Here is a 16,311-nt window from a genome sequence, read left to right as displayed (position 1 = left end):
AGGCGGGACAAGCCCGGCCATGACGGAGTGAATTGAGGAATGTCCGGACTCCGGCTTGCTTCGAAAATGATGAATGTTTACGTGTTCATCGAGTCGAAGAAGTCGGAATTGGTCTTGGTCTGCTTCAGCTTGTCGATCAGGAACTCGATGGCGTCCATGGTGCCCATGGGGTTCAGGATGCGGCGGAGCACGTACATCTTCTTGAGCTGATCGCCGGCAACCAGGAGTTCCTCCTTGCGGGTGCCGGACCGCGCGATGTCGATGGCCGGGAACACGCGCTTGTCGGCCACCTTGCGGTCGAGCACGATCTCCGAGTTACCGGTGCCCTTGAACTCCTCGAAGATCACCTCGTCCATGCGGCTGCCGGTGTCGATCAGCGCGGTGGCGATGATGGTGAGCGAACCGCCTTCCTCGATGTTGCGCGCGGCGCCGAAGAAGCGTTTCGGGCGCTGCAGCGCGTTGGCGTCCACGCCGCCGGTCAACACCTTGCCGGAGGACGGCACCACGGTGTTGTAGGCGCGGCCGAGCCGGGTGATCGAATCGAGCAGGATCACCACGTCGCGGCCGTGCTCGACGAGGCGCTTCGCCTTCTCGATGACCATCTCGGCCACCTGCACATGGCGCGACGCCGGCTCGTCGAAGGTCGAGGACACGACCTCGCCCTTCACCGAGCGCTGCATGTCGGTCACCTCCTCGGGGCGCTCGTCGATGAGCAGCACGATGAGATAGCACTCCGGATGATTGGCGGTGACCGCATGGGCGATGTTCTGGAGGATGACGGTCTTGCCGGTGCGCGGCTGGGCGACGATGAGGCCGCGCTGGCCCTTGCCAATGGGCGACACGATGTCGATGACCCGGCCGGTGTTGTCCTTGCGGGTGGGATCGGCGGTCTCCATCTCGAGCCACTCGTCGGGATAGAGCGGCGTGAGATTGTCGAAATGGATCTTGTGGCGCTGCTTCTCCGGATCCTCGAAATTGATAGTGTTGACCTTGAGGAGCGCGAAATAGCGCTCGCCCTCTTTCGGGCTCCGGATCTGGCCTTCGACGGTGTCGCCGGTCCTGAGGCCGAAGCGCCTGATCTGCGACGGCGAGACGTAGATGTCGTCGGGGCCGGCGAGATAGTTCGAGTCGGGGGAGCGCAAGAAGCCGAAGCCGTCTTGCAGCACCTCGACCACGCCGGTGCCCGTGATGTCGACATCGCGGGCGGCGAGTTGTTTCAGGATCGCGAACATGAGCTCCTGCTTGCGCATGGCGCTCGCGTTCTCGACCTCGACCTCCTCGGCGAAGCTCAACAGCTCCGTCGGCGACTTGGTCTTCAAATCTTGCAGCTTCATTTCCTGCATGCGCTGCTACTCCAAACGGAAATGGATGAACCTGAATGTTTCGATTGTCGCGCTTGGGAGGCGCGGGTTCATCAGATGGGAAGGGATATGCCTTGGCGGGAAGGCGAAGTGCGACGCCTGCTCCAGTCCGGGTGCCCGATCTTTTTGGGGGAAAAGCCGGACCGCGACAGCGTCCCGGATTGGATGCGACTCATCTTATAGCAGACCATTTCGGCGGGCGGAACAGGTTTGAACTCGCCCTCTAGAAGGGGCGGACGACGGCGAGAATGACGATGGCGATCATCAAAAGCGTGGGGACCTCGTTGGCAATACGGTAGAAACGCGGCGATCGCGTGTTCCGATCGATCGCGAAGTCCTTTGTCCACATGGCAAGCAGGCCGTTGTAGCCCGACAACAGGACGACCAGGGCGAGCTTCAGGTGAAACCAGCCGTCCCGGGACCAGTCGATCGCACCGGAAAATGCGAGAATCAGCCCGAAAGCCCAGGCCGCCAGCATCGCCGGCGTGGTGATGAACCGGAGCAGCCGCCGCTCCATGACCTTGAAGGTCTTCGACTGCTCGGAGCCGGGCTTGCTTCCCGCATGGTAGACAAAAAGCCGCGGCAAATAGAGCAACCCCGCCATCCAGGCGATCACGGCGATGATGTGGAAGGCCTTGATGTAGGCGAGGAGCATGGAAAGTGCCAGGGGCGGGGCGTCAGGCCTGCCAGGTCGTCACCAGGCTGACCAGCCGCTCGACATTTTCGACAGGTGTGTCGGGCAGGATGCCATGGCCGAGATTGAAGATGAAGGGGCCGGCACCGAGCGTGCCGAGAATCGCCTCGACGCGGGCATCGAACGCGGCGCCACCGGCGAGGAGTAGAACCGGATCGAGATTGCCCTGCACCGGTATATGCACCTGCAGTCTTTGCATCCAGCCGACAGGCATGGCCGTATCGCAGCCGATCGCATCGATGCCCGTGTCTCTGGCATAGCGTTCAGCAAGCAGTCCGGCGCCGCGCGGGAAGCCGATGATGGGGGTGCCGGGAACTTCCGCCTTGACCCGTTGCACGATCTGTCTGGTGGGGGCGATGCACCAGCGTGTGAACTCGTCCTCTGACAAGACGCCTGCCCAGCTATCGAATATCTGCAACACACGCGCGCCAGCCTTCGCTTGGCCGGCGAGATAGTGCGCCGATATCTCGACGAGGATATCAATCAGGCGCTGGAACGTCTCGGGCTGGTGATAGGCGAGAAACCGCGCCGCGAGATGCTCCTTGCTGCCGCCGCCCTCCACCATGTAGGTGGCCACCGTCCATGGCGCGCCGCAGAAGCCGATGAGCGGAACGGTCTCTGGCAGTTCGGCGGTCGCACGCTCTACGGTCTCGTAGACCGGTGCGAGGCGGGCGCCGGCGCCTTCCGTATCGAGCTTCGCGACCGCATCAGCATCACGTATGGCCTCGAGCTTTGGACCTTCACCCTCCTTGAATTCGACCTTCTGGCCCAAGGCGTAGGGGACGATGAGAATGTCGGAGAACACAATGGCCGCGTCGAAAGCGAAGCGCCGCAACGGCTGAAGCGTCACCTCCGCGGCGAGCGCCGGGTTGAGGCAAAGATCGAGGAAAGACGGCACCCGGTTTCGCACGCTGCGGTATTCCGGCAAATACCGCCCAGCCTGGCGCATCAGCCAGACGGGTGGTGGCGAGGTAACGTGTCCGCCGAGGGCTTGAAGCAGGGGGCTTGGAGAGGAGGGGGTCCGCAACATGGGCTCTCTAACTACTAATAGAGAGAATCTCTAAAGAGGTTTCTGTTGTTTCTATTGGAGCGTGAATAGCGGACATTCCTTCTCATCACCAGCCTGTCTACAGGGGTCTGCGCAGCCTGTTTGACACTTTGACGATAAACCGGATGGGCTGTGGTCAGTTCACCCGCGAAAAGACAAAGGAATCCTGTTTAATACGGCATCCCGGGAGCCTGCCGGGCTTTGGACGAAGCCGGGAATGGCCTGTTGGCATCTGCCCCTCGGAGTTGGGGATCAAAAAAGCTATTGTCGGGCTGTTATCGCCTGGCGTCATTTTTTCGACACAGGCGAATCTGTGAAGAACCGGACTGGCTTTTTTGGGTCAGTGGGGAGCGCCGCGGGCGCTCGCGATCTTGTTCCGTTAACCCAGGGCAGTTATCCAAAGGCCATACATGGATATCCAGCAGCGCACGTTTCACCTGCACATGATCTCCGACGCCACCGGCGAGACGCTGTCGACGATCGCCAAGGCCGTAGGAGTGCAGTACGCGCAGGTGCGCGCCATCGAGCACCTCCACCCGCTGGTGCGCAGCCGTCGCGAGCTCGACCGGGTGGTAAAGGATGTCGAGGCAGCGCCCGGCATCGTGCTCTACACGCTGTTCAATCGTGAGCTGGCCGATGCGCTGGAGCAATCCTGCAAGCGACTCAATCTGCCATGCGTGGCGGCGCTGAAGCCGATTCTTCAGGTGTTCGAGTCCTATCTCGGCACGCCGGCGACGCCGACCGTGGGCGGGCAGCACGTGCTCGACGCCGAGTATTTCCGCCGTATCGAGGCGCTGAACTTCACCATGGTGCACGACGACGGGCATCTGCCTGAGAATCTGAACGATGCCGATATCATCCTGGTCGGCATCAGCCGGACGTCGAAGACGCCGACCAGCATCTATCTCGCCAATCGCGGCTTCAAGACCGCCAACGTGCCGCTGGTGCCCGGAATGAAGCTGCCCCCACAGGTCGAGCAGCAGACCAATGCGTTCGTGGTGGCACTCGTGGCAAGCCCGGAGCGCATCGCCCAGGTCCGGCAGAATCGCGTTATCGAGCAGGCACACGGCCATCTCGAGGAATATGTCGACCGCGACGCCATCGCCGCCGAGATCGCGCAGACGCGGCAGCTCTGCGCCCGGCATGGCTGGCCGATCATCGACGTGACCCGAAGGTCCATCGAGGAAACCGCAGCGGCCATCCTCCGCCTCTATCACGACCGCGAAGCGCCGGCGCTCGAAGCATGACCGGTGTGCTGCAATCCGGGCGCCCGCCGCTCGTCCTCGCCTCCACCAGCAAGATCCGGGCGAAGCTGCTCGAAGCGGCGGGGGTCAGCTTCACCACCGAAGCACCAGGGCTCGACGAGGGCACGATGCGCGAGGCGATCAGCGGCGAGAAGGCGCTCGATCCTCACGACGTGGCCGAGGTGCTGGCCCGCGCCAAGGCGGAAGCGATCAGCGATACATCCGCCGAGGCCTATGTCATCGGTGCCGACCAGGTGCTCGCCTTCGCGGGCAAGATCGAGACCAAGCCGGACAGCATGGAGGCGGCGCGGCGCCAGCTGCTCGACCTCAACGGCAAGGCGCACACGCTCCATACCGCGGTGGCCGTCGCCACGGGCGGCGAGACGATCTGGGCCATGACCGAGACCGCCACGCTCACGATGCGCAAGATGTCGCCGGAATTCATCGGCCACTATCTGGCGGCAGCAGGCGGAGCGGCGCTTACCTCGGTCGGCGCCTACCAGATCGAGTCGGTCGGCATCCAGCTCTTCGACAAGATCGAGGGCGACTACTTCTCCATTCTCGGCCTGCCCCTCCTGCCGCTGCTCGATACGTTGCGGCGCGAGGGCGTGATCGAGAGCTAGCGCCATGAGACGTGCCTGCGTCATCGGCTGTCCGGTGGAGCATTCGCGCTCGCCCGTGATCCACCGCTACTGGCTCGAGAAATACGGGATCGACGGTGCCTACGAGAAGGAGGCGGTGAGGCCGGAAGATTTCGCCGCGTTCGTCGGCTCTCTCGCGGCGAAGGGATATGTGGGGGCCAACGTGACCTTGCCCCACAAGGAGGCGGCGCTGAGGGCCGCGGAGTCCGCCGACGAGGCCGCGGCCGTCATCGGCGCGGCCAACACGTTGTGGCTCGACCCTGACGGGCGCCTCCACGCCGGCAATACGGACGCCTACGGCTTCGTGACCAATCTCGATGCGGAAGCCCCACACTGGAGCGAGGGACTGGGGCCGGTGGTGGTGCTCGGTGCGGGCGGCGCGGCGCGCGCCATTCTCTACGGCTTGATCCGCGCCGGCGCCGCCAAGATCCTCCTCGCCAACCGCACGCGCGGCCGCGCCGAGACCTTGGCCCAGGCGTTCGGCCCGCGTATCGAGGTCATCGGCTGGGAGACGCGGAGCCGCGCGCTCGGAGCTTGCAGCCTCATCGTCAACACCACGAGCCTCGGCATGACCGGCCAAGAACCGCTCGATATCGACCTTTCGGCGCTGCCCGGAGACGCCGTGGTCGCCGACCTCGTCTACAACCCGCTGTTGACGCCGCTCCTAATCGCCGCGGCGAAACGGGGCAACGTCACCGTCGACGGACTCGGCATGCTGCTGCATCAGGCGGTCCCGGGATTCGAGCGCTGGTTTGGCGTGCGCCCGGATGTGACGCCGGAGCTTAGGGCGTATGTGGTGAAAACGCTTGGGAGCGGCTGATGCTGGTCATCGGGCTTACCGGCGGGATCGGCATGGGCAAGTCGGCGGCGGCGGTGCATTTCGCGCGCCGCGGCGTCCCGATGTTCGACGCCGACGCCTACGTGCATCGCCTCTATGACGGGGACGCGGTCGCGGCGATCGAGGCGGCGTTTCCGGGCGTTGCGCGCGAGGGCCGGGTGGACCGCGCACTCCTTGCCAAGCAGGTGGCGGTGTCGCCGGAACGCTTGCGCGCGCTCGAGGCCATCGTGCACCCCTTGGTAATCAAGGCCGAGATCGACTTCCTGCTCGCCGAGGAAAAGAAGGGCGCCAAGCTCGCGGTGCTCGACATCCCGCTCCTGTTCGAGACAGGCGCGGAAGCGCGCACCGACGTCACGATTGCGCTCAGCGCGCCGGAGGCGGTGCAGCGGGCGCGGGTGCTGGCGCGACCCGGCATGACGGCGGAGAAGTTCGAGGCGTTGCGGGCGCGGCAGGCGACGGACGCGGAACGCCGCGCGCGCGCCGACTACGTTGTGGACAGCGGAACCACTTTGGAGGACATGTACGCGCAGATCGATAGACTCATTGAGTCGCTCAAAACGCGCGAGGGCCGCGCGATGGAGCGGTTGCGTCACCAAGAGTAGAAATAGGAATGCCTCATTGCCCGGCACAGGGCCGGGCATGACGACACAGATTAGTCGAGGCAATCTTTGCGCGAGATCATTCTCGATACGGAGACCACGGGACTCGATCCGTTCGACGGTCATCGCATCGTCGAGATCGGCTGCGTCGAGCTATTAAACTGCATCCCGACGGGGCGGACCTGGCATTGCCATGTGAACCCGGAGCGCGACGTACCCTACCAGGCGTTCGAGGTGCACGGCCTCTCCACCGAGTTCCTCCGCGACAAGCCGCGCTTCTTAGAACTTGCCGACGACATGCTCGGCTTCATCGAAGGCGCCATGCTCGTCATGCACAACGCCACTTTCGATTTCGGCTTCCTCAATGCAGAGCTGGAGCGGGTGGCGCGGCCATTGCTGCGCTGGGACCGCGTGGTGGACACCTTGGCCTTGGCGCGACGGCGGCATCCCGGCGCGCCGTGCAGCCTCGATGCGTTGTGCCGGCGTTACGGCATCGACCTTTCGGAGCGCGAGACGCACAACGCGCTGCTCGATTGCCGGCTGCTGGCCTCGGTCTATGTGGAGCTGGTGGGCGGCCATCAGGCCAGACTCGAGTTCGCCGCCAACGGCGTGCAGGCGGCGATGCTGCGCGGACATGAGCTGGCCATCCGGCCGCGGCCGCAAGCACTTGCCCCGCGACTCACCGCCGTCGAGATCGAGGCGCATCGCGCCTTCGTGGCGAGCCTCGGCACCGGCGCGTTGTGGCACCGCTACGCTTGAGTAACGCCAATATTGCTGGTCAAGGACAGCCACGCGCTCTCCCCGCCCCCTCAAGGGGGGAGGTGAAAAGAGAGCGCTGCTCCATTGGGTCTAGTTCTTGGCTTGGGGTTGCTCGGGCTGCTGGCCGCGCGCGAGATTCTGCGTATAGAGCCGTCCGAAATCGATGGGATCGAGCATCAGCGGCGGGAAGCCGCCATCGCGCACCACGTCGGCGATCACGCGCCGCACGAAGGGAAACAGGATCGTCGGACAGTCGACGAACAGCACCGGCTGGAGCAGGTGCTGCGGGATGTTGCGCAGGCGGAACAGCCCGCCATAGGCGATCTCCACGTTGTAGATCACGCCGGCGTCGCTCTTGGCATGCGCCTCGATGTGGAGGGCGACCTCGTAGACGTCCTCGCCGCGAGGGCCCGCGTTCACATTGACGCCGACCTTGAGCTGCGGGTTCTGACCGGCCGCTTGCAGGGTCTGGGGCGCGCCGGGGCTCTCGAACGACAGATCCTTGACGTATTGGGCGAGCACCGCGAGCTGTGCCTCGGTGGGCGCCCGCGCGGCCGTGCCCGCCGCCTGCGATGGTGCGGCGGCTGCCGGGGCCTCCTCGGGGCGCTCGGGCACTGGCCCGTCGCCGTTCGTCTTTTTCGCCTGCTTGTCGGTCTCTTTCTTTGCCATGGCGGGGTCCTCGATGACTCTCGAAGCGTGGCTAGCATGGCGGGAGCATGGCCGCAATTCGGCTCGCCACGCCTCGCTTGAGCCTAAATTAAGCGCAAAGCCGTTTAGGGTTGGCGTCCAAAACGGGAATGCCTTAAGTTGGGCCGGAAATGCTGCGGCTGGGAATGCGAAATTTCTATCTGCGGTCATAAGGCTCCCGCTGGCAAATCTCTGGCCGCGCAACGATATTCGGCCCAGAGCATTCCGCATCGATCGCGGGCAAACTCCCAGACGCGGGTGGCGGCAAGGCATGAGTGACGTTTTCGATATCTATACCCTGTTGTTCCTGGTGCTCGCGGTCGTGATCTTCATCCGGCTGCGCGGCGTGCTCGGCCGCCGCACGGGCAGCGAGCGTCCGCCCTACGACCCCTATACGCGGCCCGACGCCGAGCAGGCCGGCGCGCCGGAAGGCTCGGTGGTGGCGCTGCCGCGTGGACGCTCCGGCCGGGCGCCGATGGAGACGGCTGGGCCCTCGGCGGAGGACATCGAGGCGCGGCTCGAGCGCTACGCCGCCAAGGACAGCCCGCTCGCAAAGTCGCTCACCACCCTGATGCGCGCCGATCCCGGCTTCGACCCCGGCCAGTTCCTCGACGGCGCCAAGATGGCCTACGAGATGATCGTCACCGCGTTCGCGCAAAGCGACGAGGCGATGTTGAAGCAGCTGCTCGGCAAGGAGGTGGCGGAAGGCTTCGAGCGCGCCATCGCCGAGCGCGAGAGCCGCGGCGAGAAGCTAGAGTCCAATCTGGTCGGCATCGACAAGACGGATATCATCGAGGCCGAGGTCAAGAACAAGCAGGCCTATGTCACGGTGAAGTTCGTGAGCGAGCTGGTCTCGGTGACGCGCGACGCCGACGGCGAGGTGGTCGAGGGCGATCCCAAGAAGGTTCGCGAGGTCACTGACATCTGGACCTTCGCCCGCGAGGTCGCCTCCAGGAACCCCAACTGGAAGTTGGTTGCCACCGAAGCCGCGAATTAGCCCCCATCTGACAAAGCGCGTGTTGCCGGTCGCGGCAATCGTTGCAACGATTGCGGTCCTCGCAACGATTGTGCTCCTCCTGTGGAGGTGCGGAGTGGACGAGCCCGCCATCAGGCTCAAGCCGATCAGCTTCGATGAGATCGAAGGCTGGGCCGCGGACGATCACGCGGCGGCGCTGGCCGCGCTGCAGAGGTCTTGCCGCAAGAAATTCGCCGGCAACGCGGCTTGCAAGGACGCGCTGGCGCTGGGCGACAACCCCGGCCGGGAGGCCGCACGCCGCTTCTTCGAGGCCAACTACGTGCCGCACCGTTTCGAAGGGGTACCGCCAGGTCTCGTCACCGGCTATTACGAGCCGGAGGTCTCCGGCTCGCGCGAGAAGAGCGAGACGTTTCACGTCCCCGTCTATGCGCGGCCTGACGATATCGTTCAGGTGACACCGGATGTCTTGCGGGCGCGCTACAACGACCGCCTGAGCGTGATGCGCAAGAGCGGCGAAGAGCTCGTGCCGTACTATACGCGCGCGGAAATCGACTCCGGCGCGCTGGAGGGGAGAGGGCTCGAACTGCTCTATCTCGACGATCCGGTCGAGCTGTTCTTCATGCAGATCCAAGGCTCGGGGCGCGTGCGGCTGCCCGACGGGTCCTGGGTGCGGCTCGGCTACGCGGCGAAGAACGGCCACTCCTATACGTCGATCGGACGGCTGCTGGCGGAACGCGGCGAAAAGGCGCCAGGCGGGCTGACCATGGACGGGCTGAAGTGGTGGCTGCGGGCAGACCCTAAGCGCGGCCAGGCCCTGATGCACGAGAATGCGTCCTACGTGTTCTTCCGCGAGTTGCCGCAAGGGGAAGCCGGCGAGGGGCCGGTCGGCGCCCAAGGGGTGCCGCTCACGCCAGGGCGCAGCCTCGCCGTGGATGCGTCCTATCATGCGCTGGGCACACCGGTTTTCGTCACGGCGCCGGACCTTGCCGCCGGTGGCGCGCCGTTTCGCAGGCTGATGGTGGCGCAAGACGTCGGCTCGGCGATCAAGGGGCTCCAGCGGGGCGACATCTTCTTCGGCACGGGAGACGAGGCGGGCGCTCTTGCCGGCACGACCAAGCACAAGGCGCGCTTTTACGTGCTGCTGCCGAAGGATTAAGGCGATTCGCGCTATGCTCCGCCATGGGCAAGCGCGACTCGGGCAAGCACGACCAGGCCAGCGACGACGGCGCGCTGTGGGCGCGGGTGGCGAAGTCCGCGATCCCGCTAAAGCCGCGCAAGAAGAACCGGGTGGTCGAGGCCTCCGCCCCGCCGAAGCCGCCGACGCCACCCAAGAAGAAGCCACCGCGCATTGCCGTCAAGCCCGCGCCAAAACCCGAAGCGAGGCCGAAACCCAGCCATGCTCCGGCGGCCGGCCTCGACCGGCAGACGGCGCGGAAGCTCGAGCGCGGGCGGCTCGCGGTCGAGGCGCGGCTCGACCTCCACGGCATGCGCCAGCGGGACGCGCACGCGGCGCTCCGCAAATTCCTCAAATGGGCGCGAGGCAAAGACTACCGCCACGTGCTGGTCATCACCGGCAAGGGCGCTATGGCCGACGAACCTAAGAGCTTCTACGAGGAGGACGCGCGCGGCGTGCTCCGCCAGGCGGTGCCGCATTGGCTCAGCCATGGCGACCTTGCGCCGCTCATCGTGAGTTTTGCGGAAGCGCCGCGCCGGCTTGGCGGCGAAGGCGCGCTTTACGTGCGGCTGCGCCGCAAAGGCTGAACCCCAGTATTTTGCGGCTTGCGAGGTCGCGAAAACTCCTCACCGGGCTGGCACCCATAATGATAAAATCACTTCGGCCAGACAGGGAGCGTTCGCCTTAACGGGGCCGGGGACCTGCGCGTCACCCGCGCCTGAAGGAGATGTCCGATGCAAGCGAAATTTGCAGCCCCTGTCGCCATAGCCTTGGCAACAGTCATAGCCTTTGCCGCGACCTCCGCGAGCGCGCTGACCGTGCTGGCCCAGGCAACCACCGGCGAAAAAGCACAGACAGCACCGGCGCTTAAGGCGCCAACCACCAAGCTAAAACCCACGGGTCCAACTGGCGGCGTGAAAGGAACCACGGGCGGCACGGTGGCGGAGCTATCGACGCAGGATTGCAAGAACGTGGGCGGCACCGTCGTTGGGGTTGCCGACGACCGGTGTGGAGCTTCGCGTCAGTACTGCCGAATGCCCGACACAAACGCCGTGTGCATCGACAAGGTGAATTGAGCTTCCTATTCGCGGGCCGCGCCTCCGCCGCCTCGGCGGCGAAGGCGCTTTCCGCACAGTGACAGTTCCCCAGATGGTTTCCAGGGAGGGCGTGATGACGATGCGGCTCCAGATTGGCGTCCTTGCGATGTGGCTCGCCACGGTGACGTTGGCGAGTTCCGCTCTCGCGGTCCCCGCCGGGCCCAACGGCGAGACGTGCAGCTCGAGCGCAACGGGCGTAAAGCGCACGATCCAAGGCAAGGAGTACAGCTGCGACAAGTGCGTCTTCACCAAATGCGACACGAGCGGCGGTGAGATCTCGAATTGCCGAACGGTGACGCATTACAGCAACTGCGTCGCCGCGCTCGTGAAGCCGCCGCTTGGCGGCATCCTGAAAGCGCCGTCGGGTGTGTTGAAGAGGAAAACAGACTGACGGTGCTCTTGAGAGAGCGATCGGCTTTGCGTGCGTTAGCGCGCGCAGGGGTTATTGTGGCTATTGCGCCTTCAACCCGCCCTTGACGCCGACGCCGGGCTTGATCGTCTGGCCTTTCGTGGCGCTGCCGCCGCCCGCCTTGCATTTCGCCAGGACCTCCTCCTCGCAATATCTCATGCAGCTGGGATTCGCCGTCGAGGGCGACGGGCCGCACCCTCTCTGACACTCGTTGAACGCCTCCATGCAGGCGTCGCCCGAGGTGCCAGCTCCTCCGGCTTTGACGGCGAAGGCCTCGCGGCCGGCGAGGGAAACGGCGCAGGCGGTGGCAACCGACGTCAGGACGATCAGGCCGATCTTCAGCTTCCGCATGGACGCCTCCATGAGGCCGGGCGCTCCCTTGAGCTCTCCGGCCCGGTTCGGATCGTTATTGCTGCTTCAAAGTACCCTTCGGCACCACGTTGGGCTGCACCTTGGGTTGGACGGGCTGAAGCTCGGGCAGCTCCTTTGCTACTCCCTTGGCCGCGGGGCCAGTGATGCCGCTCGACGTCGTCTCCAACTTGCACGTCCCGCTGCAGCTATCGCTATCGCCCTTGTAACAAATCATCCCGGAGCTGTGCGCGCTGACGGTGCAAGTCCCTTGGCCGCCCGTGCAGCCGCATTTGTAGGTGCCTTGAACATTCGATCTCGCCATTGCCCCGTAGTCGGCAAGCGAAACCGCGCAGGCAGCGGCAACCGACGTCAGGACGATCAGGCCGATCCTCAGCTGTCGCATGGACACCTCCATTCGGCCGAGCGCTGCGTTGAGCTCGTCGGCCCGGTTCGAGAAAAAGCGCGTCCCTGTCTCGGCCCTGGGAGATCTTATCACTCTAGCACTTCAGTGTGGGGACTTTTGCTGGTGCAATGCGTCGTCCCGCGTAGGCGGGTCAAGCCCGGCGACACGGTACTAGGGAAAGATCAGAGAATAAATTTCGACAGATCGGCGTTCTTGGCGAGGTCGCCGATATGGCCGTTCACGTAGGCCGCGTCGATGACGATCTTCTCGCCGCGCTTGTCGGCGGCGTTGAAGGAGATGTCGTCGAGGATGCGCTCCATCACGGTCATGAGGCGCCGCGCGCCGATATTCTCGACCGCGGTGTTCACCTCGACGGCAATGTCGGCGATGGCGTCGATGGAGTCGGCGGTGAATTCGAGATCGACGCCTTCGGTCTTCATCAGAGCCACATATTGATTGATGAGGCAGGCCTTCGGCTCGGTGAGGATGCGGCGGAAGTCCTCGCCGGTCAGCGCGCGAAGCTCGACCCTGATCGGGAGCCGGCCCTGCAGCTCCGGCAGCAGATCAGACGGCTTGGCGATGTGGAACGCGCCCGAGGCGATGAACAGGATATGGTCGGTCTTCACCGGCCCGTATTTGGTGCCGACGGTGGTGCCCTCGATCAGGGGGAGCAGGTCGCGCTGCACGCCTTCGCGTGACACGTCGGCGCCGATGCGCTCCGAGCGCGCGCAGATCTTATCGATCTCGTCGAGGAACACGATGCCGTTGTTCTCGACGTTCTTGATCGCCTCCTGGATGATGGAGTCGTTGTCGATGAGCTTGTCGGACTCTTCGGCCATGAGGATGTCGAATGAGTCCTTCACGCTGACCTTACGCGGCTTGGTGCGCTGGCCGAACGCCTTGCCGAGCACGTCGGAGAGATTGATCATGCCGACCTGGCTGCCGGGCATGCCGGGAATCTCGAAGGACGGCATGGAAGGCATGTCGGCGACCTGGATCTCGATCTCCTTGTCGTCGAGCTCGCTGGTGCGCAGCCGCTTGCGAAATGCCTCGCGCGTGGAGAGCGCCGCGCCGGCGCCGACCAGGGCGTCGATGACGCGCTCCTCGGCGTTGAGCTGGGCCTTGGCCTCCACCTCCTTGCGTTTGGCGTCGCGCACGAGGCCGATACCGGCTTCCAAGAGATCGCGGACGATCTGATCGACGTCGCGGCCGACATAGCCGACCTCGGTGAACTTGGTGGCCTCGACCTTGATGAAGGGCGCGCCGGCGAGCTTGGCGAGGCGGCGCGAGATCTCGGTCTTGCCGACGCCGGTCGGGCCGATCATCAAAATGTTCTTGGGCAGCACCTCCTCGCGCATGTCGCCTTCGAGCTGCTGGCGGCGCCAGCGGTTGCGCAGCGCGATGGCGACCGCGCGCTTGGCGTCGCGCTGGCCGATGATGTGGCGGTCGAGCTCGGAGACGATCTCGCGTGGTGAAAATGAGGTCATAGAATAGAATATCCGCGGGCACGGCATGCCCCCTCTCCCCAGCGGGGAGAGGTGGAGAGTGCGTAGCCGACAGAACTCAAACTCATACTCATTTTGTGGCGGCGAGGGTTTCGACGACCACCTCGTCGTTGGTGTAGACGCAAATCTTGGCGGCAATGGCCATGGCCTTGCGCGCGATCGCCTCGGCGTCGAGGTCGGTGTCGAGCAGCGCGCGGGCGGCGGCGAGCGCGTAAGCGCCGCCGGAGCCGATGCCCATGACCGCGTCGTCAGGCTCTAGCACGTCGCCGGTGCCGGTGATGACCAGGCTCTCGCCGGGGTCGGCGACGATCATCATCGCCTCGAGCCGGCGCAGGAACTTGTCGGTGCGCCAGTCCTTGGCGAGCTCGACGCAGGCGCGCTTTAGCTGATCGGGGAAGCGCTCCAGCTTGGTCTCGAGCCGCTCGAACAGGGTGAAGGCATCGGCGGTGGAACCGGCGAAGCCGGCGATGACATTGCCGGTGCCGACCCGGCGCACTTTCTTCGCCGTACCCTTAATGATGGTCTGGCCGAGGCTGACCTGGCCGTCGCCGGCGATGACGACCTTGCCGCCCTTACGGACGGTGAGGATCGTGGTGCCGTGCCAGAGCTCGGGGGAGGAGGGGTAAACGCTCATGCTGCGTTGCGATATCGGCGTGACGGCGCCATTCGTCAAGCTTTGGGCGGAAAACGAGCCTAACGGGACTTGAGTCCGACCTAAGTCTACTCGTCGCCGAACCAGGTGCGGACGGGAGGCAGGTCGATGGAAACCACCCGCCACCACGGGCCGATGAGCTCCATTTCGGCGGTTAGCGTGGGCGAATTGGGCTTTTCGGGGTCCTTGAGGTCCACGCGGAACCGGGTCGGCGCCGAGAAAAAGGCGTAAGTCACGAAATCGGCGAAGGATTTTCGCTCGCGACGACGCTCCACGACGATGGGGCTACTGAGGACGGCCTCAGGGGTCACCATACCGTCCACGGCCGCGTCGATGACGTCGGGCGCCAGCAGGCCGGCCAGAGCAGCCCCGAAGGCCCCGATCAGCGGCCGCTCTTCCTGCTCGGCGCGGGCCTTTGCGAGCACGGTCAGGGTTAGGTCATCCTTGAGTTGCCCTCGGATCCTCGGGAAGTCGACAAGGCGCTGAAGGGTCACCTTGTCGTCGGTGAGTAGGGCCCGGTCGATCCGATAGAGGGTGAAGTAAGGGTAACCCACATAAGCCGCGATCAGCACGGCGGCCGCGATCCACCATCTGCGCATGAGCCCTCCTGTGACAGGATCGTTGAGATAGCACGCTTCGCCGTCGCAGCGTATAAGCGGCGGATCACGAAGAAGCGAATTGCTAAGAGCCTTAGAGTAGACTGGCGGACATGCAGAAGCGAAGCAAAGCGGCCGAAGCCCGCGCGGCCACGGTCAAGCGCCGCACCAAGGAGACGGCGATTAGCGCCACTGTCGATCTCGACGGGACGGGGGCCTACGACGTCGCGACGGGAGTCGGCTTCCTCGACCACATGATCGAGCAGCTGGCGCGGCACTCGCTCATCGACATCGCCCTCAAGGCCGAGGGTGACCTTCACATCGACCAGCACCACACGACCGAGGACTCCGGCATCGTGCTCGGCCAGGCGGTGGCGGAGGCGCTCGGCGACAAGAAGGGCATCGCGCGCTACGGCTTTGCCTATCTGCCCATGGACGAGACCTTGACCAGGGTCGCGCTCGACGTATCTGGGCGGCCATTCCTCGTGTGGCAGGTGGAGTTCACCCGCTCCAAGATCGGCGAGATGGACACCGAGCTGTTCCGCGAGTGGTTCCAGGCCTTCGCCCAGCATGCCGGGCTGACGCTCCACGTCGAGACGCTCTATGGCGAGAATAGCCACCACATTGCCGAGACCTGCTATAAGGCGCTCGCCCGGGCGCTCCGCCAGGCGATCGCCATCGATCCACGGCAGAGTGGGCGGGTGCCCTCCACCAAGGGCCAGCTTTAACGCCTCACCGGCTTCGCGTTTAGCCGGCCAGCAGCAGTGACGCAACGTGACCGTCTATTCCGTCTATGAGCCAGCGAGCGGCGATGAAGATGTCGTCGCGCGCGCCGACAAGGTCGCCTTCGTCAAGGACGGGTTCTCCTGGCCCGCGTTCTTCGTGCCGGCGCTGTGGCTGTTCTATCACCGCATGTGGATCGAGCTGATCGTGTTCCTCATCGTTTTCTCCGTGCTGCCGTGGGTGTTCGGCTTCGACCAGCAGGGTGAGCAGCTGTTCGGCTGGGTGAGCCTCGGGCTCATTACTCTGTTCGCGTTCGAGGCCAACGATTTGAGGGGCGCGGCGCTCAGCCGGCGCGGCTACCGGCTGGCGGGCGTCGCCGCCGGCCGCGACCGCATCGAGGCGGAGCGGTCGTTCTTCACCGCGTGGCTGGCGCAGCAGCAGACCCCGCGCTCGCCAGAGCCGCCGCGGAAGGCCGCGCGGGGCGGCGACGCGCCTTCGCCGAAGCGCGGGGGCGAGGGCGACGAGGTCATCGGGCTTTTCCCGCAAGCGTGAGT

The 16,311-nt window shown here is 64.9% G+C and carries 21 protein-coding genes; 12 read left to right on the top strand and 9 right to left on the bottom strand.

Annotation, left to right across the window (positions count from 1 at the left end; all coding sequences use genetic code 11):
* Positions 1-77: 77 nt before the first annotated feature.
* The 3 genes from rho to hemE all read right to left on the bottom strand — a co-directional run bounded on the left by rho (position 78) and on the right by hemE (position 3,085).
* Positions 78-1,343 (bottom strand): transcription termination factor Rho, encoded by a 1,266-nt coding sequence (gene rho, locus ACRECX_RS10570; RefSeq protein WP_431558800.1) that lies wholly within the window; start codon positions 1,341-1,343, stop codon positions 78-80.
* Positions 1,344-1,584: 241 nt separating this feature from the next.
* Positions 1,585-2,016, bottom strand: coding sequence for a protoporphyrinogen oxidase HemJ (gene hemJ, locus ACRECX_RS10565; protein WP_431558799.1), 432 nt, complete (start codon positions 2,014-2,016; stop codon positions 1,585-1,587).
* A 22-nt stretch (positions 2,017-2,038) separates the two neighbouring features.
* On the bottom strand, positions 2,039-3,085 hold the full coding sequence (hemE, locus tag ACRECX_RS10560; protein WP_431558798.1) for a uroporphyrinogen decarboxylase: 1,047 nt from the start codon (positions 3,083-3,085) through the stop codon (positions 2,039-2,041).
* Positions 3,086-3,513: 428 nt separating this feature from the next.
* Here hemE and ACRECX_RS10555 point away from each other — a divergent pair, with 428 nt between their 5' ends.
* The 5 genes from ACRECX_RS10555 to dnaQ all read left to right on the top strand — a co-directional run bounded on the left by ACRECX_RS10555 (position 3,514) and on the right by dnaQ (position 7,184).
* Entirely contained in the window at positions 3,514-4,350 is an 837-nt protein-coding gene (locus tag ACRECX_RS10555) for a pyruvate, water dikinase regulatory protein (protein ID WP_431558797.1), read from the top strand.
* Positions 4,347-4,970, top strand: coding sequence for a Maf family protein (locus ACRECX_RS10550; RefSeq protein ID WP_431558796.1), 624 nt, complete (start codon positions 4,347-4,349; stop codon positions 4,968-4,970). The genes ACRECX_RS10555 and ACRECX_RS10550 overlap by 4 nt, the downstream gene beginning before the upstream one ends.
* A gap of 4 nt (positions 4,971-4,974) precedes the next feature.
* The gene (locus ACRECX_RS10545) at positions 4,975-5,808 is read left to right on the top strand and encodes a shikimate dehydrogenase (protein ID WP_431558795.1); all 834 of its coding nucleotides are present in this window, start codon (positions 4,975-4,977) and stop codon (positions 5,806-5,808) included.
* On the top strand, positions 5,808-6,428 hold the full coding sequence (gene coaE, locus ACRECX_RS10540; protein WP_431558794.1) for a dephospho-CoA kinase: 621 nt from the start codon (positions 5,808-5,810) through the stop codon (positions 6,426-6,428). Before ACRECX_RS10545 ends, coaE begins: the two co-directional genes overlap by 1 nt.
* A gap of 66 nt (positions 6,429-6,494) precedes the next feature.
* On the top strand, positions 6,495-7,184 hold the full coding sequence (gene dnaQ / locus ACRECX_RS10535; protein ID WP_431558793.1) for a DNA polymerase III subunit epsilon: 690 nt from the start codon (positions 6,495-6,497) through the stop codon (positions 7,182-7,184).
* A gap of 90 nt (positions 7,185-7,274) precedes the next feature.
* Here dnaQ and secB read toward each other — a convergent pair whose 3' ends face one another.
* The gene (secB, locus tag ACRECX_RS10530; RefSeq protein ID WP_431558792.1) at positions 7,275-7,853 is read right to left on the bottom strand and encodes a protein-export chaperone SecB; all 579 of its coding nucleotides are present in this window, start codon (positions 7,851-7,853) and stop codon (positions 7,275-7,277) included.
* Between the two features lie 289 nt (positions 7,854-8,142).
* Here secB and ACRECX_RS10525 point away from each other — a divergent pair, with 289 nt between their 5' ends.
* The 5 genes from ACRECX_RS10525 to ACRECX_RS10505 all read left to right on the top strand — a co-directional run bounded on the left by ACRECX_RS10525 (position 8,143) and on the right by ACRECX_RS10505 (position 11,509).
* The gene (locus ACRECX_RS10525) at positions 8,143-8,868 is read left to right on the top strand and encodes a Tim44/TimA family putative adaptor protein (RefSeq protein ID WP_431558791.1); all 726 of its coding nucleotides are present in this window, start codon (positions 8,143-8,145) and stop codon (positions 8,866-8,868) included.
* Positions 8,869-8,962: 94 nt separating this feature from the next.
* Entirely contained in the window at positions 8,963-10,003 is a 1,041-nt protein-coding gene (gene mltA, locus ACRECX_RS10520; RefSeq protein ID WP_431558790.1) for a murein transglycosylase A, read from the top strand.
* 23 nt (positions 10,004-10,026) lie between these two features.
* Complete coding sequence (locus ACRECX_RS10515) at positions 10,027-10,608, top strand: Smr/MutS family protein (protein WP_431558789.1); 582 nt, start codon at positions 10,027-10,029, stop codon at positions 10,606-10,608.
* A gap of 147 nt (positions 10,609-10,755) precedes the next feature.
* Positions 10,756-11,097 (top strand): hypothetical protein, encoded by a 342-nt coding sequence (locus ACRECX_RS10510; RefSeq protein ID WP_431558788.1) that lies wholly within the window; start codon positions 10,756-10,758, stop codon positions 11,095-11,097.
* Between the two features lie 94 nt (positions 11,098-11,191).
* Positions 11,192-11,509: a hypothetical protein gene (locus ACRECX_RS10505; protein WP_431558787.1), complete on the top strand. Its 318-nt coding sequence runs from the start codon at positions 11,192-11,194 to the stop codon at positions 11,507-11,509.
* Between the two features lie 60 nt (positions 11,510-11,569).
* On the opposite strand, the gene ACRECX_RS10500 is transcribed toward ACRECX_RS10505, so the two are convergent.
* The 5 genes from ACRECX_RS10500 to ACRECX_RS10480 form a co-directional block, all read right to left on the bottom strand.
* Positions 11,570-11,878, bottom strand: coding sequence for a hypothetical protein (locus ACRECX_RS10500; RefSeq protein ID WP_431558786.1), 309 nt, complete (start codon positions 11,876-11,878; stop codon positions 11,570-11,572).
* A gap of 55 nt (positions 11,879-11,933) precedes the next feature.
* Positions 11,934-12,281, bottom strand: coding sequence for a hypothetical protein (locus ACRECX_RS10495; protein WP_431558785.1), 348 nt, complete (start codon positions 12,279-12,281; stop codon positions 11,934-11,936).
* A 182-nt stretch (positions 12,282-12,463) separates the two neighbouring features.
* Entirely contained in the window at positions 12,464-13,768 is a 1,305-nt protein-coding gene (gene hslU, locus ACRECX_RS10490; RefSeq protein ID WP_431558784.1) for an ATP-dependent protease ATPase subunit HslU, read from the bottom strand.
* 88 nt (positions 13,769-13,856) lie between these two features.
* Positions 13,857-14,420, bottom strand: a complete 564-nt coding sequence (gene hslV / locus ACRECX_RS10485) for an ATP-dependent protease subunit HslV (protein ID WP_431558783.1) — start codon at positions 14,418-14,420, stop codon at positions 13,857-13,859.
* 86 nt (positions 14,421-14,506) lie between these two features.
* On the bottom strand, positions 14,507-15,037 hold the full coding sequence (locus ACRECX_RS10480; RefSeq protein ID WP_431558782.1) for a DUF2939 domain-containing protein: 531 nt from the start codon (positions 15,035-15,037) through the stop codon (positions 14,507-14,509).
* 110 nt (positions 15,038-15,147) lie between these two features.
* On the opposite strand from ACRECX_RS10480, the gene hisB reads away from it, so the two are divergent.
* Both hisB and ACRECX_RS10470 read left to right on the top strand, forming a co-directional pair.
* Positions 15,148-15,762 (top strand): imidazoleglycerol-phosphate dehydratase HisB, encoded by a 615-nt coding sequence (gene hisB / locus ACRECX_RS10475; RefSeq protein WP_431558781.1) that lies wholly within the window; start codon positions 15,148-15,150, stop codon positions 15,760-15,762.
* Between the two features lie 46 nt (positions 15,763-15,808).
* Positions 15,809-16,309: a DUF2628 domain-containing protein gene (locus tag ACRECX_RS10470; protein ID WP_431558780.1), complete on the top strand. Its 501-nt coding sequence runs from the start codon at positions 15,809-15,811 to the stop codon at positions 16,307-16,309.
* The last annotated feature ends 2 nt before the right edge of the window (positions 16,310-16,311 follow it).

Origin of the sequence: Methyloceanibacter sp., assembly GCF_050726195.1 — a bacterium.
Classification (GTDB): domain Bacteria; phylum Pseudomonadota; class Alphaproteobacteria; order Rhizobiales; family Methyloligellaceae; genus Methyloceanibacter.
This window is presented reverse-complemented; position numbering and strand designations above follow the sequence as displayed.

What these genes read in the sequence shown, in the direction of transcription:
- secB (WP_431558792.1), bottom strand. Translation starts at nt 7,853, where the DNA reads ATGGCAAAGAAAGAGACCGACAAGCAGGCGAAAAAGACGAACGGCGAC.
- hslV (WP_431558783.1), bottom strand. Translation starts at nt 14,420, where the DNA reads ATGAGCGTTTACCCCTCCTCCCCCGAGCTCTGGCACGGCACCACGATC.
- ACRECX_RS10550 (WP_431558796.1), top strand. Translation starts at nt 4,347, where the DNA reads ATGACCGGTGTGCTGCAATCCGGGCGCCCGCCGCTCGTCCTCGCCTCC.
- rho (WP_431558800.1), bottom strand. Translation starts at nt 1,343, where the DNA reads ATGCAGGAAATGAAGCTGCAAGATTTGAAGACCAAGTCGCCGACGGAG.
- ACRECX_RS10510 (WP_431558788.1), top strand. Translation starts at nt 10,756, where the DNA reads ATGCAAGCGAAATTTGCAGCCCCTGTCGCCATAGCCTTGGCAACAGTC.
- coaE (WP_431558794.1), top strand. Translation starts at nt 5,808, where the DNA reads ATGCTGGTCATCGGGCTTACCGGCGGGATCGGCATGGGCAAGTCGGCG.
- ACRECX_RS10480 (WP_431558782.1), bottom strand. Translation starts at nt 15,037, where the DNA reads ATGCGCAGATGGTGGATCGCGGCCGCCGTGCTGATCGCGGCTTATGTG.
- ACRECX_RS10555 (WP_431558797.1), top strand. Translation starts at nt 3,514, where the DNA reads ATGGATATCCAGCAGCGCACGTTTCACCTGCACATGATCTCCGACGCC.
- ACRECX_RS10500 (WP_431558786.1), bottom strand. Translation starts at nt 11,878, where the DNA reads ATGCGGAAGCTGAAGATCGGCCTGATCGTCCTGACGTCGGTTGCCACC.
- ACRECX_RS10525 (WP_431558791.1), top strand. Translation starts at nt 8,143, where the DNA reads ATGAGTGACGTTTTCGATATCTATACCCTGTTGTTCCTGGTGCTCGCG.
- ACRECX_RS10545 (WP_431558795.1), top strand. Translation starts at nt 4,975, where the DNA reads ATGAGACGTGCCTGCGTCATCGGCTGTCCGGTGGAGCATTCGCGCTCG.
- ACRECX_RS10505 (WP_431558787.1), top strand. Translation starts at nt 11,192, where the DNA reads ATGACGATGCGGCTCCAGATTGGCGTCCTTGCGATGTGGCTCGCCACG.
- ACRECX_RS10495 (WP_431558785.1), bottom strand. Translation starts at nt 12,281, where the DNA reads ATGCGACAGCTGAGGATCGGCCTGATCGTCCTGACGTCGGTTGCCGCT.
- hisB (WP_431558781.1), top strand. Translation starts at nt 15,148, where the DNA reads ATGCAGAAGCGAAGCAAAGCGGCCGAAGCCCGCGCGGCCACGGTCAAG.
- hemE (WP_431558798.1), bottom strand. Translation starts at nt 3,085, where the DNA reads ATGTTGCGGACCCCCTCCTCTCCAAGCCCCCTGCTTCAAGCCCTCGGC.
- hemJ (WP_431558799.1), bottom strand. Translation starts at nt 2,016, where the DNA reads ATGCTCCTCGCCTACATCAAGGCCTTCCACATCATCGCCGTGATCGCC.
- ACRECX_RS10515 (WP_431558789.1), top strand. Translation starts at nt 10,027, where the DNA reads ATGGGCAAGCGCGACTCGGGCAAGCACGACCAGGCCAGCGACGACGGC.
- hslU (WP_431558784.1), bottom strand. Translation starts at nt 13,768, where the DNA reads ATGACCTCATTTTCACCACGCGAGATCGTCTCCGAGCTCGACCGCCAC.